Source organism: Flavobacterium taihuense (assembly GCF_019351435.1).
GTDB classification, from domain to species: Bacteria; Bacteroidota; Bacteroidia; order Flavobacteriales; family Flavobacteriaceae; genus Flavobacterium; species Flavobacterium taihuense.
Map to the genome: position 1 here is coordinate 24,163 of NZ_JAHWYN010000011.1, position 17,166 is coordinate 41,328.

A 17,166-nucleotide genomic window follows, 5' to 3' on the forward strand; every position below is an offset into this window, starting at 1 on the left:
ATGTCAAAATACATTTATAATTTGAAGTCTTTTACTCTAATTGTCATTCTAACGTTAAAAACGATAAGACATGTCAAACTACAGCCACATACTTTTCTTTGACCAAATTAATATATCCGAAATTGGTAAAGTTGGTGGAAAAAATGCTTCACTTGGAGAAATGTATACCCAGCTTAACTCAATAGGGGTTGCTATTCCCAACGGTTTTGCTCTCACTGCAAACGGATACCGTTTTTTTATTAAAAAAAATCATTTGGAGAAACCACTCGAAGATTTATTGATTCAGCTGGATACAAAAAATTACTCGAACCTTTCTGTTATAGGAGAAAAAGCCCGAGCGCTGATTTTATCAGCGGTAATTCCAGTTGAAATTCGTGAGGAAATAGAGAATGCTTATAGATCTCTTTGTGAACAAAGTGGTAAAAATAACCTTGATGTTGCGGTACGTAGCAGTGCAACTTCCGAAGATTTGCCTACAGCGAGTTTTGCTGGGCAAATGCAGTCTTTTTTGAATATCTGTGGATCAGCACAATTAGTGGCTGCCGTACACCGCTGTTTTGTTTCTTTATATACAGACCGAGCCATAAAATACCGAATTGATATGGGGTTTGACAAACTAGACATTGCCATTTCAGTAGGTGTTCAGCAAATGGTGCGTAGTGATAAAGCATCTTCCGGTGTGGCATTTACGATAGATCCCGACACTGGTTTCGAAAACACAATTATCATCAATGGTTCTTGGGGACTAGGTGAAAATATTGTGCAAGGTAGCATTACACCAGATGAATGGATGGTTTTTAAACCTACTTTAGAAAAGCCAAATTTGAACCCCATTTTAAAAAGACATTGCGGAAGGAAAGAATTTACTATGATTTATTCTGATGAATCCGAAAGCTTATCTGTTGATAATACGATAGTAAATACTGAAACGTCATTGGATAAACAAAATCAATTTACATTAAGCGATAAAGAAGTAATCCAGCTTTCCCAATGGTGTTATAAAATTGAAAAGCATTATAAAAAAGCCATGGATATTGAATGGGCCAAAGACGGATTCAATAATAAACTCTATATCGTTCAGGCGCGTCCGGAAACGATTCATGGAAAAATAAACAAACAAGTTCGGGAAATTTACAAACTAAAAGAAAAAGGAACACTTTTAGTAAAAGGAATAGCATTGGGAGACAAAATAATTTCTGGAAAAGCCCGAATCCTAAACAGTCCGCAAGAGGGTAATTTATTATTGGATGGCGAAATTATTATAACCGATTTGACCAATCCAGATTGGGATCCCATAATGAAAAGAGCTGCAGCGATTATTACTAATAAAGGTGGTCGCACAAGCCATGCCGCCATTGTTGCCCGAGAACTGGGAACCGTTGCTGTTGTAGGATGCGGAAATGCCACTGCTGTCATAAAAAACGGTCAGGATATTACAGTCTCCTGTGCCGAAGGGAAAGATGGTAATATTTATGATGGATTGTTGAAATGGGAAGTAAAAGAGCAAGATTTCAGTAAACTTGAAATACCAAAAACCGATCCTATGTTAATTCTAGCAGATCCCGAAAGGGCTTTCGAGTTGAGTTACTACCCCAATCAAGGTGTTGGTCTCATGCGAATGGAATTTGCAATTTCGAATACCATAAAAATTCATCCGCTCGCTTTGTGTGAACCTGAAAAAGTGGTTGATGAAAAAGTTATTTCAACTATAAAAGAATTGACCAAAGGCTATACGGATCCTAAAAAATATTTTGTGGATGAATTAGCCAAAGCAGTATCTATTGTGGCTGCAGCTTTTTATCCGAAGGATGTTATTGTTCGAATGAGCGATTTCAAAAGCAATGAATACAGAAACCTTGTTGGAGGACAATACTTTGAGCCAGACGAAGAAAACCCAATGATTGGTTTTCGAGGAGCTTCCCGTTATTACAGCGATTTTTATAGAAAAGGTTTTGCATTAGAATGCGATGCCATGAAAAAAGTGCGAAATGAAATGGGACTTACCAATGTGAAATTGATGATTCCTTTTTGCAGAACGGTTGAAGAAGGTAAAATGGTATTAGCGGAAATGGAAAAAAACGGATTGGTGCAAGGCGTCAACGATTTAGAGGTGTATGTCATGGTCGAAATTCCAAGTAATGTTTTATTGGCAGAGGAATTTGCAAAACTATTTGATGGTTTTTCTATTGGTTCCAATGATTTAACACAACTTACCTTGGGCTTGGATCGTGATTCTACATTGGTCAGTTATTTGTTTAGCGAAGAAAATCCAGCGGTCAAAGCCCTAATAAGACAAACCATTAAAATGGCCAAAAAAATGGGAATAAAAGTAGGACTCTGTGGTCAGGCGCCTAGTGATATTCCTGCTTTTGCGAATTTTTTGGTAGAAGAAGGAATAGACAGTATTTCTTTTAATCCTGATGCTTTGATAAAAGGAATTGAAAATATTTTGGGTGCTGAAAAAGACTTTCATAAAAAAATAATCGAAAGTATCGCTGAATTGGATGAGCTTTTTTGAGGCTCTGCGGTTAAAAAGAGGTGAGAATTAATACCATATAATTAAGGGATGCTTTCAGTAAAAATTGATAATCGTCTTTTTTCCTTTGAAGCAGGAACAACTATTTTAGAATTGTTGCAGAACAATGCTATCAAAATCCCTGCGGTATGTCATGATAGTCGACTTTCTTCCTCATCGGTTTGCCGCTCTTGTCTCGTAAAAGTAAATGGAGATTCACATTGGCAACCCTCTTGTAGTACCTTGCTTATGGATAGGATGGTAATCGAAACTACATCACCGGAAATAGAGGATTACAGAAAAGGTATTCTTGCTATGATGGCCAAAGAGTATCCCCAATCAGCAGTTAAAAAAAATCCGGATAAAGAGTTTCATTATTGGTTGAATCATTATGGTATAAAGGGAGAAGTATCAATTAAAACCAAAAGACATAAAGATATTTCCCATCCCTATATTCAAGTTGATTTGGCACAATGCATTAAGTGTGAGAGATGCATCAAGATATGTGACGAACTGCAGGGACAGTTCGTGTGGCATATGTCGAAGAGAGGAGATCAAGAACAAATTGTATCTGATTCAAAGGGATTGTTTAATAAAAGTTCCTGTGTTAGTTGTGGCGCTTGCGCAGATACATGTCCAACGGGTGCAATTGAAGATAAAAATGTTATTCAATTTGGGATTGCAGAAAAAACAACCCGTTCCGTTTGTGCCTATTGTGGTGTGGGATGCGAAATAAATGTTGAAACCAAAAACGAAAAAATTATAGGGATTCACCCAGTAATGGAATCTCCCGTAAGTAAAGGACATCTTTGCGTGAAAGGACGTTATGCGTGGAATTATAATTATGCCGAAGATCGTATAAAACATCCCATGATTCGAAGAAATGGGAAATGGGAAGAGGTTTCATGGAATGAGGCTCTCGCTTTTTGTTCCGAGAAATTTAAAGAAATTTCAGCACTGTATGGCCCGGACAGTATTGCTATTATTGGTTCTGCACGAGCAACAAACGAAGAAAATTATTTGATACAAAAATTTGCAAGAGCCGTTATCGGAACTAACAATGTAGAAAACTGTGCAAGGGTTTGCCATCAGCCCACTGCCAAAGCAATGAGTATGATGTTGGGAACTGGAGCGGCAACCAACTCTTATGATGATATCGAGAAAGCCAAAACAATTCTAATTTCTGGAAGTAATACCACCAAAAGTCATCCGATAGTTGGGGCAAGAATCAAACAGGCCGTATTGAATGGCGCCAATTTGATTGTGATCGATCCTCGAAAAATTGAACTTGCAAAATACACCAAATACCATTTGCAGTTAAAGGCTGGTACCAATATTCCGCTGTTTAATGCCATGGCAAATGTTATAATAGCGGAAGGATTGTTTGATGAAAAATTTATAGGAAATCGAGTGGAAGGTTGGGAAGTTTTTAAAAAGTTCATCAGTTTTTGGACACCTGAACGTGCTTCCAAGATATGTAAAGTTCCTGAACAACTAATTCGTGAAGCTGCCCATTTATATGCGACGGAATCTCCATCGATGTGTTTTCACGGACTTGGATTAACGGAGCATACTCAAGGAACCGAGTCGGTAATGGCTTTGGTAAATCTGGCACTGATTACAGGGAATATCGGCAAATCAGGATCCGGAGTTAATCCTTTGCGAGGACAAAATAATGTACAAGGTGCAGCCGTAATGGGCTGTGAGCCGGGTTCCTACACTGGTCTTGCTTCCGTGAAAAAGGAAAGGGAACGGTTTGAAAGACTTTGGAGCACCAATTTACCCGATAAAAAAGGTCTAACTCTTCCCGAAATGATTGACACTGCCGCATTGGGCAACCTCAAAGCGATGTGGATTGTAGGGTTTGACGTTTATTTTACCATGCCGGATTCAAGCCATACCGAAAAAGCGTTCAGCAATCTGGATTTGCTTATCGTGCAAGATATGTTCTTGACTGAGACCGCAAAACGATTTGCCAATGTGTTTCTTCCTGTTGCTTCTTCATTCGAAAAAGAAGGCACTTTTATGAATTCTGAAAGAAGAATTCAAAGAATCAGAAAAGTGATTCCAGCTCCGGAAGAGGTAAAAAGCGATTGGGAAATTGTATGCGCATTGGCAGAAAAAATGGGTAAAAAAGAGTTATTCAATTATACATCAGCTGAAGAAATCTGGAATGAAATTAGACAGGCATGGAAAGCGGTTCATGGAATTACCTATCAACGTATACAAAATAATGGTTTGCAATGGCCATGTCCAGACGAAAATCATCCCGGTACTGAAATTCTTCATGAAAAAAGTTTTCCAATTGGAGACAAGGCCAATCTTGCTCCAATAGATTTTGTGCCTACACTTGAACAAACCTCAGAACTGTATCCTTTTACCTTAGTTACTGGAAGAGAATTGTATCATTTCAATTCGGGAACAATGACCTACAGAACCGCCAATAAAGAAATTCATTCTTCTGATTTTCTGCATATTCATCCCGATGATGCCAATTTTATAAAAATGAAAGAAGGGGAAAAGGTTAAAATTTCAAGTAAATACGGAACTGCTTTTTTGAAAGTCAAAATGGATGACAGTGTTCGAAAAGGGGAGTGTTTTACAACATTTAGTAATACAGAAGTGTTTATCAACAAAATAACAGGACCGTTTAGAGATAATTATGTGCAAACGCCTGAATACAAAATAACAGCTGTACGTATAGAAAAAATAAAGCAGCATTTGAATTCATGAAAATTCATAAGCTTATGAAGTAATTTTAAGATCAATTGACAAGAGAGAAGCAATCCCAAGTCTTCCTGTTTTTTTCAAATTTTGAGCCCTTATATATTGACAATATACAGTAAATAAGAACATTTTATGATTTGATTTGGTTCCATTTTTATAAAATAAAATATGATTTCCGCCAAAAAAAATATAGATCATCATCTTTTGAATTATGAGAAAGTACAAGCTTCTTTTTCATGGGATGAAATTTCCAAAGAATTAAATGGCCTCCCTGACGGGAAAGGATTGAATATCGCTCATGAGGCGGTAGATCGTCACGCCCAAACTAACTTAAAAGATACCGTTGCGCTTCGTTTTATTCGAAAAGACAGAAGTTTTGAAGATCTCACTTATGGCGAGTTGCAAAAAAAGACGTCCAAATTTGCAAATGTACTTCAAAAGTTGGGGGTTAAAAAAGGAGAACGCGTTTTTTCCTTTGCTGGAAGAATCCCCGAATTATATATTACGGCTTTGGGAACATTAAAATATACGGCCGTTTTTTGTCCGTTATTTTCGGTTTTTGGTCCTGAACCTGTTTTTCAGAGACTCAGTAAGGGAGATGCTGTTGTTTTGGTGACCACTTCTTTTTTATTTGACAAAAAAATAAAACCATTACTGGAAAGGCTTCCCTCACTTTGTTTCATTATTCTAACAGATGCTACTGAACATTTCTCACAGCAAATAATGTCTTTTTCTAAACTTATGGAACAGGCCTCTGAGGAATTTAATATTCCACAAACCAATCCAGAAGATGCGGCATTACTGCATTTTACCAGTGGAACGACTGGTATGCCGAAAGGGGTATTACACGTGCATAAAGCCATACTAACCCATTATGCCACTGGAAAATATGTGCTTGATTTTCACGATGATGATCGCTATTGGTGTACCGCAGATCCAGGTTGGGTAACAGGAACTTCGTATGGTATAATTACCCCCTTGCTACATGGAATTACCAGTATTATTGACGAAGAAGAATTTGATGCCATAAGATGGTATTCAATTCTGGAAGAACATAAAATATCGATTTGGTACACGGCACCTACGGCCATAAGACGATTAATGCGGTTGGATATAAAACCACGTGAAGAATACCATCTGGAAGCACTGCGATTGATTCTGAGTGTGGGAGAACCACTTCATGCCGAAGCAGTAATCTGGGGTCAGGAAAATTTAGGAACACCAATTCTTGACAATTGGTGGCAAACCGAAACGGGTGGAATTATGATCGCTAATTATCCTTCGATGACAGTAAAACCTGGATCGATGGGTAAACCATTACCAGGTGTAACCATTGATATTGCTGAAATTAATGATAAAGAATTGAAATTTATTGCAGAACCCAATAGTCAGGGACATCTGGTTTTAAAAAAAGGATTTCCATCCCTTTTTAGAGGATATCTGCATGAAGAAGAACGGTACAATAAATGTTTTATTGGCGAATGGTATATCAGCGGTGATTTGGCCAAAAAAGATCAAGATGGGTATTTCTGGTTTATCGGCCGTGCGGATGATATTATCAAAACTTCGGGGCATATGGTTGGCCCTTTTGAGGTTGAAAGCACGCTAATGAGACATCCAGCAGTTGCAGAAGCAGCAGTTATTGGAAAACCAGATCCCATAATTGGGGAACTAGTCAAAGCATTCGTGGTTTTGAAAAGTGGTATAGAATCCAATGAGGAAATCCGAATGGATATTGTTGGTTTTTCCAGAAAACTAATGGGACCGGCAGTGGCTCCCAAAGAAATTGAATTTGTTGAAAGTATTCCAAAAACCCGAAGCGGAAAAATTTTGCGGCGATTGTTGAAAGCCCGTGAACTCGGTTTACCTGAAGGAGATATTTCAACATTAGAACAATCCTGAAATAGTACGAAAATCATTTTTAATAAAAATCAATTTGATCATGACAACATTTAGAAAAATCAATTCATATAGTCAAGCTGTATTTTTGTTTTTCCTCTTTCTTTTGGTGCAAGGATGCCATGCACAGGATAAGAATAGTGGGAAAAATATTGAAGATATTCAAAATAGTGCTTCAAAAACGGCTGCGAAAGTTTCTTATACAGGCAATGTCGATTTCAAAATGGCAGCCAAAATTGCCACGCCAGGGGTAGTAAATATTAAATGCACTTTTAATAGACAAAGACAGGAATTTGAAAATGGTGATAACAATGACTTTTATGACTTAAATGAATTGTTTAAAAAATTTTTCAGGCAAGATCCTATGTTTAGAGAATACAAATACCAACCCAACGAAAATCCGGAGCCAATAATTGGTAGTGCATCTGGGGTGATATTGACACCTGATGGGTATATTGTAACGAATAATCATGTGGTAAAAGATGCTGATAAAATTGAAGTCACATTGTTTGACGGGCGCTCTTATTTGGCCAAAATAATAGGTACAGATCCACAAACTGATCTTGCACTCATTAAGATTGAAGAACAGAATCTTTCCTTTATTCTATTTGGCGATAGTGATACTATTGAGGTTGGTGAATGGGTGGTTGCTGTGGGAAATCCGTTTAATCTGGCATCTACTGTTACTGCAGGAATTGTAAGTGCCAAAGCCAGAAATATCAATATTCTAAGCAATCAGGGAGCTATTGAATCTTTTATACAAACTGATGCAGCAGTAAATCCCGGTAACAGTGGAGGAGCATTAGTAACCTTAGAAGGAAAGTTAATAGGGATTAATACTGCAATAGCCACTCCCACTGGAGCCTATGCTGGATATTCTTTTGCAATTCCCGTAGATATCGTGAAAAAAGTAACCAATGATCTCATGAAGTATGGAGAGGTTCAACGTGGCTATTTAGGAATTGGAATTCGTGACATGAATAGTTCTCTTGCTAAAGAGCTAAATATGGAGCGTGCCAATGGAGTATATGTTGATACTCTATCTGTAAATGGAGCGGCCTATGAGGCCGGTGTTAGAGTGAAAGATGTCATCATTAAGATTGATAATATCGAAACCAATACCACATCCCAATTTCAGGAAATCGTTATGAGAAAACACCCGGGCGAAAAAGTTACCATAACATTAATCCGAAATGGGAAAGAGCAAAAACAGCTTATTGCAACACTAAAGAAACAAGAAGCAAGCACTCAAATGATGAAAAATGTTAACACCGATTTGCTTAAAAATTTGGGTATTACACTTGAAGAAATCACTAAAGAAGATCAGAAAAAATATGATTTAAAAGCGGGATTGAAAATTACAAAAATCACAGAAGGAAAAATAAAAGCATATACTGATATCCGAGAGGGTTTTGTGATTACAGCTGTCAATAACAAACCGGTTTCCACGCTCAAGTCTTTTATGGATGCCGTTGGATCTAAAAGCCGTGGTATCATGATTGAAGGCAAATATGCCAACAAGCCTACGTACTATTTTTATGCATTTGGTCTTTAAAAAAAATATAAAAAGAAAAAAACATGTTACAGTCAGTCGCAAAAGCTCTTCCATCAGATCAAAAACAGGGACTTCTACTTTTATATCAAATGATACTCATTAGAAGGTTTGAAGAAAAAGCCGCCGAACAATATTCTAAAGCCAAAATTAGAGGATTTCTTCATTTATACATTGGTGAAGAAGCCGTTGCAGTAGGGGTAATACAAGCTTTAAATGATGATGATAATGTATTGGCTACTTATCGGGAACATGGTCATGCTCTGGCCAGAGGAATTGATGCCGATTCGATAATGGCAGAAATGTATGGCAAACTAGAAGGATGTAGTCGTGGGAGAGGGGGATCGATGCATTTATTTGATGTGTCAAAAAACTTTTTCGGGGGTAATGCTATTGTTTGTAGTCATCTTCCCGTAGCAGTGGGAATGGCATTGGCATCTAAAAAACAAAAAAAATCAAATATTAGCTGTTGTTTTTTTGGTGAAGGCGCCGCTGCCGAGGGAGAATTTCATGAAGCCATGAATCTCGCCGCTCTATGGAAAGTACCTGTTTTGTTTGTTTGTGAAAATAATTTGTATGCAATGGGTACCGCCTTAAAGTATTCCCATTCGATGACTGAAATTGAGAAAAAAGGAGCAGCTTATGGCATAGAATCCGTTGCTGTGGATGGAATGGATTTGACGGCTGTTATTGACGCAGCTAACAAAGCGGTTCAAAAAGTTAGAAGCGAGACAAAGCCATTTCTATTGGTTTGCAATACGTATCGTTTTAGAGCACACTCTATGTTTGATGCCGAATTATACCGGGAAAAAACCGAAGTAGACGAGTGGAAAAAAAGAGATCCGATACCACAATACCAGCAATTTCTTTTAGAACAACAATGGATTACAGAAGCCGAAATAGAGCTAATGAAGCAAAAAATAGAGCACAAAATCCAGATGGCGGTAGATTTTGCGGAAGCGGGAACATGGGAACCATTAGATCAATTGACAAAATTTGTTTATAGTGAAAAATAAATAAAATGGAATTGTGGATATGTCCTAAATGTGGACGACAATTTGAACGAAAAGGGCAAATACATTCCTGTAAAATTTTTCCGTTGGATAACCACTTCAAAGGGAAAGATCGCAGTAAAGCATTGTATGAAAAATTTAAGAATTCCGTAAAAAATCGTTTGGGAGACTTTAAAATAGAATCATTAGAATGTTGTATTCATTTTGTTGGGACATTTACGTTTGTGGCTGTTAAAATATTCAAGGAAAAAATAGTCGTAGACTTTAGTTTAGACCACATTTTACAAAAGGAAAGGATCAAAAAGAATATTCAAATGTCTGCTCATCGCTATCTCTATAATATTGAAATTAAAGATGAAAAGGATATTGACGATGAATTGATGGAATGGGTTGAGGAAGCTCATTGCTTAAAAAAACAAAGTATAAAAAATTAAATACATCATGGAAAATTTAGCAATCTGTCAAAGTTGCGGGATGCCACTTGACTCAGAAGAAGCAAAAGGAACCGAAAAAGACGGTCAAAAAAGCAATGAGTATTGCAAATACTGTTATGAAAACGGAGAATTTATTCATCCCAAAATGAATTTGGAGGATATGAGAAGTAATGTGCAAAAGCAAATGAAAAAGTTGGAACACCATGAATATGCCATTCAAAAAGCGATAAATATTCTCCCAGGATTGAATCGTTGGAAAAAAAGTTAGGCTGTTTAATAGAAACAAATTTATGCATGAAAAATACTGTTATGAATACAACACTTACGTACCGCGAAGCTTTAAAACAAGGAATTCGCGAAGCGTTACAAAAAGACGAAAACGTTTTTTTGATGGGTGAAGATGTGGGACGTTACGGAGGAGCTTTTGCGGTAAGCAAAGGATTGTTACAGGAATTTGGAGAAGAACGTATTATGGATGTGCCTCTTTCTGAATCGGGTTTTGTAGGTGCTGGAATTGGTGCTGCTTTGGCTGGAATGAAACCTATAGTTGAGGTAATGACTGTCAATTTCAGTTTGCTGGCCTTGGATCAAATTGTAAATAATGCAGCTACTTTGCAACATATGTCGGGAGGACAATTGCATGTTCCGCTTGTAATCCGAATGGGGTGTGGTATCAGTAAGCAATTAGGAGCCCAGCATTCGCATAGTTGGGAACCTTTTTACGCTCATGTTCCGGGTTTGGTTGTTTTGTCTGTAGGTACACATGAAGATGCTCGAGGCATGCTGCGTTTGGCATTGCAAAGTCAAGATCCTGTAGTGCTATTTGAATATACCGGAATGCTCAATTTAGAAAAAGAAATAGCTGTTGATTCGGATATACTCGATATTAGTAAAGGGAAAGTGCTAAAAAAAGGAAAAGACATTACAATCATAACGTATGGAACCGGAGTCTATAAATGCCTCGAGGCCGCTGCCGAATTAGCGACAGCTGGAATTGATGCCGAAGTGATTGATTTGCGTGTTTTAAGACCACTGGATGAGTTTACTTTTCTGGCTTCGGTGGCCAAAACACATCAGGCAATTATCGTCGAAGATGCTTGGCGTTCCGTAAGCATTTCTTCAGAAGTTAGCGCTCGTATTATGGAAAAAACTTTCTACGATTTGGATGCTCCAGTAGTAAGATTGTGTGGCGTTGAAGTGCCTATGCCATATCCTGCACAGCTGGAAGAAGCTGCCGTTCCCCAAAAACAGGATATTGTAAATGCAGTAAAAAAAATGATACATCATGATTGAGTTTGTAATGCCTAGTTTGGGCGCAGACATGGAAGATGGGACATTGATCGAATGGAAGAAAAAAACAGGAGAATCAGTGAAGCGAGGGGACATTATTGCCGAAGTGGAAACCCAGAAAGGACTCATTGAAATTGAAGTTTTTGATGAAGGCATTATCGAAAAATTATTGATTCAGGAAGGCACCAAAGTGCCAGTAGGAACTGTAATGGCATTGATTAAACCAATAGAAGTCTCTTTGGAAACCAAAAAAGAAAAACCAATCGAATTGCATCCAATCGAAGAAAAAATAACTGAAGGTATCATGCAAGAAACAGATAGAGAAATTCATATAAAAGCTTCTCCATTAGCCAAAAAATTGGCAGAAGAACATCATATAGCTCTTTCGCATGTAAAAGGAAACGGACCACATGGTGCAATTACAAGGGAAGATGTAGAACGTTTTATCGCACAACAAGAAACCATTAAAAAAGGGGCAGCCGGAAATGTTTCGGTTGCAATTGAAAAAACAGAGACACCTACTGATGCTATTCGTACCGCAATTGCCGCTGCGATGAGTAAATCAAATAGGGAAATTCCGCATTATTATCTGGAAAAAAGAATCGATTTGACCAAAGCCTTGGCTTGGTTGCAAGAAGAAAATGATCAGCGAAAAGTACAGTCAAGATTACTTCCTGTTGTTTTGTTTATAAAAGCAATTGCGAAGTCACTACAGGATTTTCCGGATTTGAATGCCACTTGGGATAATGGATTGAAACCAAAAAAAGAAATTAATATTGGTTTTGTGGTAGCCTTGCATAATGGTGGAATCATGGTTCCAGCAATTCATCAGGCTGATTTGAAGACCGTTGATGAAATCATGCAAACGTTAAATGATATTATTCCCAGAGCAAGAGCCATGAAATTGAGAAGTTCTGAATTAAGTGATGGCACTATAACACTTTCCAGTATGGGGGATGGTGGCGCAGATACTGTTTTTGGGATAATTTATCCACCACAAGTTGCCATCATAGGTTTTGGCAGTATATCAGAACAACCTTTTGCCGAAAACGGAATGTTGGGTATTCGATCTATGGTTAATGCAACTTTGGCAGGAGATCATCGTGCTACTGATGGACTTACTGGAAGTCAGTTTTTGAATCTTTTAGCTAGAAATTTACAAAAACCAGAATCATTATGAATGAAGATGAAATTAAAAAAAATATTTTTCAGCTATTAAAAAATATTGCGCCAGATACGGAACCCTCGGTATTGAAACCGGATGAAAATATTCGGGAAACGCTGGGGATCGATTCTTTTGATGCATTGCAATTTATTATAGCGCTGAACGAAAAGTTGGGGATTGAAATCCCAGAGAAAGATTATGGAAAAACAACTACGTTACGTGATTTATTGTTCTATATCATGAATAAAATGAAATAAAATAAAATGAAAGGTCTATTTAAACTTGGAACCGTTGCGGGCATAGGTATATTTATGCACTGGACTTTTGCTTTTCTTATATTGTTTGTCGTTTTTATAAATTATAAAAATGGACAAAATTCGATGCAAGCAGTATGGTCAGTATTGTTTATTTTATGTGTTTTTATTACCGTAGTACTACATGAATTAGGTCACGCCCTTGTCGCAAAAAGTTATAATATAAAGACTAAGAGTATCACTCTTTTGCCAATAGGCGGAATTGCAAACTTAGAGCGCTTACCCGAAAAACCATCAGAAGAGTTATTTGTTGCTATAGCGGGACCTCTTGTAAATTTTGTTTTGGCACTTACAACGTATTTTTTTATTTCCATACCGAGTGATTCGGAGGAGTTGGCCGTTCAATTGTCCAGTGGTGTAAACGCCAATAATTTTTTTTTAAATTTCTATGTTGTAAATTTTACATTGGCAGTTTTTAATTTGATTCCCGCTTTTCCAATGGATGGAGGACGAGTTTTAAGAGCTTTACTGTCTTTTAGATTAGATCGAAGTGTAGCGACCAAAGTTGCCGTTCGAATTGGTCAGTTTATTGCCATAGGGTTTGTTTTTTTTGGTGTTGCTTATAATCCAATTTTGATTTTAATTGGCTTGTTTGTCTTTTTTTATGCTCAAATTGAAGTTGAATCTGTCGCTTTTAAAAACGTACTCAAGGGATATACGGTAAGAAATGTAGTTATGAAAGAATATAAAACTATTGAAGCAAATGAATTATTAAAAAATGCGATAGCTATTATTTTGCACAGTGAACATAAAAAGTTTTTGGTAACCCAAAACGGTATAGTTGTAGGGACATTAAACAAAAGTCAAATTATAAAAGCTTTTTCAGAAAAGGGAGATGAAGAATATGTCTACAATGTGATGGATAGCGATTTGTCCTTTATTGACATAGATACCCCATTAGAAAAAATTATTGAAAGAGTGTATGAAAAAAAATCAGCCGTTTTGCTAGTCAATGAAAATGAACGACTTGTAGGTATTTTGGATGCTGATATTCTTTCGGAATTTGTTTTGATAAGTTCAATAAAAGCAAACAGGATTAGTCAAATGAATTAAAGAATTTAGGATAGTATGGAAAAATGAAAATACATTCGTTGATTCAATAATTATCAAAAAAAACAGTATTAAAAAAATATTTATTTGTTGATAAAAAACAGTCATTTATTGATGTTAATGATTACTTTTTTTGTAAATTTATAGTATAATTTTTTACATATAAATTACTGATTATTAGTTTGTTGTGTTTTTTTATTGTTGTGTTTTTATACCAATTTAAAGATGAATTTTTTTACTGCAAAAAATAAAAAAATTGAGGAATGGATCCAAAAGGATTTGAAAAATAAAATTCCAAAACGGGACAAAAGAAATGTATTTATTCCAAGGCAGAATGAATTATTTTTTAGTCATTCCATAAAGAGCTGTTAGTATGTTACTAACAACGGAGCCGTGAGTCACTGCTCTGTAATTGAATGCTTTTTCAAGCACAGGCTTTAAAAGATCTTCGCAGAGCTACGACCTTTTAAACCTGTTTCTTAATTGGGAAGCGGGATATAAAATCCCACTTCCCATTAATGATTTTTGCATTATGGATTTTACACAATATAGTTTCGCCTTTTCAAAAGAAGCCTTAAAATTTGGCTATACTGAACAGAATATAAAACGCTGTCTGGATTATGCAGTGGTTTTGTTTTCTCATGATGTTCCGGTTATCTATAATACATCACATTTGGCTCAGCTGGTGGGCTACAAAAAAGAATACCTCAAGAAAGCAACACTTTACACGAACAGCTTTTATAGAAATTTCGAAATCGTTAAAAAGAACGGAAGTAAACGACTTATTTCAGAACCGTTACCGAGCTTAAAAGAGATTCAGCTTTGGATTCTCAAAAATATACTCTACAAAATTCCCGTTAGTCCTGTTGCCAAAGCCTATAAACCCAATGTAAGGATTATTGAAAACCTAAAATTTCATAGAAATCAGCCTAAGGTATTGACACTAGACTTGAAAAATTTTTTCCCTTCCATAAAAATAAATGCGATTAAAAATATTTTTATTGACTTAGGTTATTCTAAATTCGTCTCAAGATTACTGGCTAAATTGTGTACCAAAGAGGATGCATTACCTCAAGGAGCACCTACAAGTCCATATCTTTCTAATTTGATTTTTAAAAAGGCGGATGCGTTGATTTTTGATTTTTGCAAACAAAGAAAGATCCGATACACCCGATATGCCGATGATTTATGTTTTTCGGGTGATTTTAATGAGGAAGAACTGTTAGAAAAAGTGACTGATATTGTTGAGGATATGAATTTTAGCATAAATAAAAGTAAAACAAAACTAATGTTGCCCAACACACGACAAACCGTTATAGGTATTGTGGTCAATGAGAAACCGCAAGTTGTGTTTCATAAACGTAATGCACTAAGGCAAGCGGTGTATTATATCAAAAAATTTGGACTCAATGAGCATCAGGAATGCAAAGGGATATTGCAAAACAATTATTTGGAGCATTTGTTGGGAAAAATAAATTTTGTGCTTCAAATAAATCCCAAAGACACTGAATTCCGTAATTATAAAGATTTTTTAATTGATTTAAAAAAGAAAAATGAATGGAGTAAACCGGTATTTCATCATTAGTTCAAACAAGTGATCTCGATGTCTAGTGCTGGATAATTTTTTTTTTGAGGAAAAGTTATTTTGAGGAATATCACTGTTTTTTATTTTTTCTACTTTATGTCCAGGCGATTGTTCCGACTGTTTTTATTCCAAAAAAAGCGCTTACAATTAGCTTTCATTTTGACGATTAGTGTCGAAATAAATGATTAAATTTGATGAGGCAATTGCTTTATTTTCAGTTGTTTTTTCTTTTTTAGTTATGACCAAGAATTGGTATTTATAGCACATCCAAATTTGATAAACGAAGTAAAAATGGCATTTATAGATTATTACAAAGTATTAGAGATAGATAAAAGTGCAACGGAAGCCGATATCAAAAAAGCGTACCGAAAATTGGCACGTAAATACCATCCCGATTTAAATCCCAACGATAAAGAAGCCGAAAGAAAATTCAAAGAACTCAATGAAGCCAATGAGGTTTTGAGCAATCCTGAGAATCGAAAAAAATACGATCAGTATGGTGAAAACTGGCAACATGGAGAGGAATATGAAAAAGCCAGACAGCAGCAACAACACTATCAAAACGATGGAGGACAACGAGGTGGTTTTGGCGGATTTTCTGGTGGTGGGGACTATTCTGATTTTTTTGAATCGATGTTTGGTGGAGGGGCTTCAAGAGGCAGAGGACGTACAGCAGCTTTTAAGGGACAAGATTTTAATGCCGAATTGCATTTGGACTTAAAAGATGTTTACACTACTCACAAACGCACCCTTACGATCAATGGTAAAAACATACGATTGACCATTCCTGCAGGTGTTGAAAACGGTCAAATCATAAAGATTCCGGGGCAAGGAGGTGAAGGTGCTAATGGCGGACCAAAAGGCGATTTGTATCTTACTTTCAATATTGAAAATCACACGAATTTCAAACTGGATAAACATAATTTATACACAACGGTCAATTTAGATTTATATACAGCAATTTTAGGCGGCGAGATTATGGCCAATACCTTTGATGGAAAAGTTAAATTAACGGTTAAACCCGGTACTCAAAATGGCACCAAAGTAAAACTGAAAGGCAAGGGCTTTCCTGTTTATAAAAAAGAGGGAGAATTTGGTGATTTATACATTTCGTACCAAATTATATTACCCACAAACCTTACCGAAAAAGAAAAAGAATTATTTACAGAATTGGCTAAGCTAAGAACCCTATGAAATCGCTATAATTCAAAAAAAATGAATAGTGATAATGAATTGCGATGCCATTTGTAACTACCTATAAAAAATACATCTATGAAAACAGATAACTTAATTCTTTTGAAAACTGTTAGCTCTCACTATCAAGTAGAGCTTTCTTTCTTTAATCATCTTCATGATTTGGGTTTAATTGAAATTGAAATCATGGAGCAATCTCCCTATCTTCACGAAAAACAAATCCATAATTTGGAGCGAATGATTCGGATTCATCATGAACTAGATGTGAATCCCGAAGGGATAGACGTTGTTTTTAATCTTTTGCAAAAAATAGAACATTTGCAAAAGGATTTAATGGCTGCACAAAATAGACTTAGACTGTATGAGAATTAAAAAAAATAGCATTCATTTTGTAATTAATAGACAAAGGAAATTACTGGAATATTCGT

General features: G+C 36.3%; 14 protein-coding genes. All 14 read left to right on the top strand.

Annotated elements, in window-relative coordinates:
• Positions 1–70 precede the first annotated feature (70 nt).
• The 14 genes from ppsA (at position 71) to KZH69_RS12965 (ending at position 17,110) form a co-directional block, all read left to right on the top strand.
• Complete coding sequence (gene ppsA / locus KZH69_RS12900) at positions 71–2,518, top strand: phosphoenolpyruvate synthase (RefSeq protein WP_219317886.1); 2,448 nt, start codon at positions 71–73, stop codon at positions 2,516–2,518.
• Positions 2,519–2,566: 48 nt separating this feature from the next.
• Entirely contained in the window at positions 2,567–5,248 is a 2,682-nt protein-coding gene (gene fdhF, locus KZH69_RS12905) for a formate dehydrogenase subunit alpha (protein WP_219317887.1), read from the top strand.
• 162 nt (positions 5,249–5,410) lie between these two features.
• Entirely contained in the window at positions 5,411–7,144 is a 1,734-nt protein-coding gene (gene acsA / locus KZH69_RS12910; RefSeq protein WP_219317888.1) for an acetate--CoA ligase, read from the top strand.
• Between the two features lie 40 nt (positions 7,145–7,184).
• On the top strand, positions 7,185–8,696 hold the full coding sequence (locus KZH69_RS12915; protein WP_219317889.1) for a Do family serine endopeptidase: 1,512 nt from the start codon (positions 7,185–7,187) through the stop codon (positions 8,694–8,696).
• A gap of 23 nt (positions 8,697–8,719) precedes the next feature.
• Positions 8,720–9,709 (top strand): pyruvate dehydrogenase (acetyl-transferring) E1 component subunit alpha, encoded by a 990-nt coding sequence (pdhA, locus tag KZH69_RS12920; RefSeq protein WP_219317890.1) that lies wholly within the window; start codon positions 8,720–8,722, stop codon positions 9,707–9,709.
• Between the two features lie 5 nt (positions 9,710–9,714).
• Positions 9,715–10,140 carry a DUF5655 domain-containing protein gene (locus KZH69_RS12925; RefSeq protein ID WP_219317891.1) on the top strand — a complete coding sequence of 142 codons (426 nt, stop codon included), beginning with the start codon at positions 9,715–9,717 and terminating at the stop codon, positions 10,138–10,140.
• Between the two features lie 7 nt (positions 10,141–10,147).
• Positions 10,148–10,408 carry a zinc ribbon domain-containing protein gene (locus tag KZH69_RS12930; RefSeq protein WP_219317892.1) on the top strand — a complete coding sequence of 87 codons (261 nt, stop codon included), beginning with the start codon at positions 10,148–10,150 and terminating at the stop codon, positions 10,406–10,408.
• 41 nt (positions 10,409–10,449) lie between these two features.
• Positions 10,450–11,433 carry an alpha-ketoacid dehydrogenase subunit beta gene (locus tag KZH69_RS12935; protein ID WP_219317893.1) on the top strand — a complete coding sequence of 328 codons (984 nt, stop codon included), beginning with the start codon at positions 10,450–10,452 and terminating at the stop codon, positions 11,431–11,433.
• Positions 11,426–12,610 (top strand): dihydrolipoamide acetyltransferase family protein, encoded by a 1,185-nt coding sequence (locus tag KZH69_RS12940; RefSeq protein ID WP_219317894.1) that lies wholly within the window; start codon positions 11,426–11,428, stop codon positions 12,608–12,610. The genes KZH69_RS12935 and KZH69_RS12940 overlap by 8 nt, the downstream gene beginning before the upstream one ends.
• Complete coding sequence (locus tag KZH69_RS12945; protein WP_219317895.1) at positions 12,607–12,852, top strand: acyl carrier protein; 246 nt, start codon at positions 12,607–12,609, stop codon at positions 12,850–12,852. Before KZH69_RS12940 ends, KZH69_RS12945 begins: the two co-directional genes overlap by 4 nt.
• Before the next feature lie 6 nt (positions 12,853–12,858).
• Positions 12,859–13,962: a site-2 protease family protein gene (locus KZH69_RS12950; protein ID WP_219317896.1), complete on the top strand. Its 1,104-nt coding sequence runs from the start codon at positions 12,859–12,861 to the stop codon at positions 13,960–13,962.
• Positions 13,963–14,491: 529 nt separating this feature from the next.
• A complete protein-coding gene (locus KZH69_RS12955) occupies positions 14,492–15,544 on the top strand; it encodes a reverse transcriptase family protein (protein WP_219317897.1) in 1,053 nt (350 codons plus the stop codon).
• A 291-nt stretch (positions 15,545–15,835) separates the two neighbouring features.
• Positions 15,836–16,738, top strand: coding sequence for a J domain-containing protein (locus KZH69_RS12960; RefSeq protein WP_219317898.1), 903 nt, complete (start codon positions 15,836–15,838; stop codon positions 16,736–16,738).
• Between the two features lie 78 nt (positions 16,739–16,816).
• The gene (locus tag KZH69_RS12965) at positions 16,817–17,110 is read left to right on the top strand and encodes a chaperone modulator CbpM (RefSeq protein WP_219317899.1); all 294 of its coding nucleotides are present in this window, start codon (positions 16,817–16,819) and stop codon (positions 17,108–17,110) included.
• The last annotated feature ends 56 nt before the right edge of the window (positions 17,111–17,166 follow it).

Excerpts from the sequence above, each read along its gene's own strand:
- KZH69_RS12940 (WP_219317894.1), top strand. The coding sequence starts at position 11,426 with ATGATTGAGTTTGTAATGCCTAGTTTGGGCGCAGACATGGAAGATGGG.
- KZH69_RS12925 (WP_219317891.1), top strand. The coding sequence starts at position 9,715 with ATGGAATTGTGGATATGTCCTAAATGTGGACGACAATTTGAACGAAAA.
- KZH69_RS12960 (WP_219317898.1), top strand. The coding sequence starts at position 15,836 with ATGGCATTTATAGATTATTACAAAGTATTAGAGATAGATAAAAGTGCA.
- ppsA (WP_219317886.1), top strand. The coding sequence starts at position 71 with ATGTCAAACTACAGCCACATACTTTTCTTTGACCAAATTAATATATCC.
- KZH69_RS12965 (WP_219317899.1), top strand. The coding sequence starts at position 16,817 with ATGAAAACAGATAACTTAATTCTTTTGAAAACTGTTAGCTCTCACTAT.
- KZH69_RS12945 (WP_219317895.1), top strand. The coding sequence starts at position 12,607 with ATGAATGAAGATGAAATTAAAAAAAATATTTTTCAGCTATTAAAAAAT.
- KZH69_RS12935 (WP_219317893.1), top strand. The coding sequence starts at position 10,450 with ATGAATACAACACTTACGTACCGCGAAGCTTTAAAACAAGGAATTCGC.
- KZH69_RS12950 (WP_219317896.1), top strand. The coding sequence starts at position 12,859 with ATGAAAGGTCTATTTAAACTTGGAACCGTTGCGGGCATAGGTATATTT.
- KZH69_RS12915 (WP_219317889.1), top strand. The coding sequence starts at position 7,185 with ATGACAACATTTAGAAAAATCAATTCATATAGTCAAGCTGTATTTTTG.
- KZH69_RS12955 (WP_219317897.1), top strand. The coding sequence starts at position 14,492 with ATGGATTTTACACAATATAGTTTCGCCTTTTCAAAAGAAGCCTTAAAA.
- acsA (WP_219317888.1), top strand. The coding sequence starts at position 5,411 with ATGATTTCCGCCAAAAAAAATATAGATCATCATCTTTTGAATTATGAG.
- fdhF (WP_219317887.1), top strand. The coding sequence starts at position 2,567 with ATGCTTTCAGTAAAAATTGATAATCGTCTTTTTTCCTTTGAAGCAGGA.
- KZH69_RS12930 (WP_219317892.1), top strand. The coding sequence starts at position 10,148 with ATGGAAAATTTAGCAATCTGTCAAAGTTGCGGGATGCCACTTGACTCA.
- pdhA (WP_219317890.1), top strand. The coding sequence starts at position 8,720 with ATGTTACAGTCAGTCGCAAAAGCTCTTCCATCAGATCAAAAACAGGGA.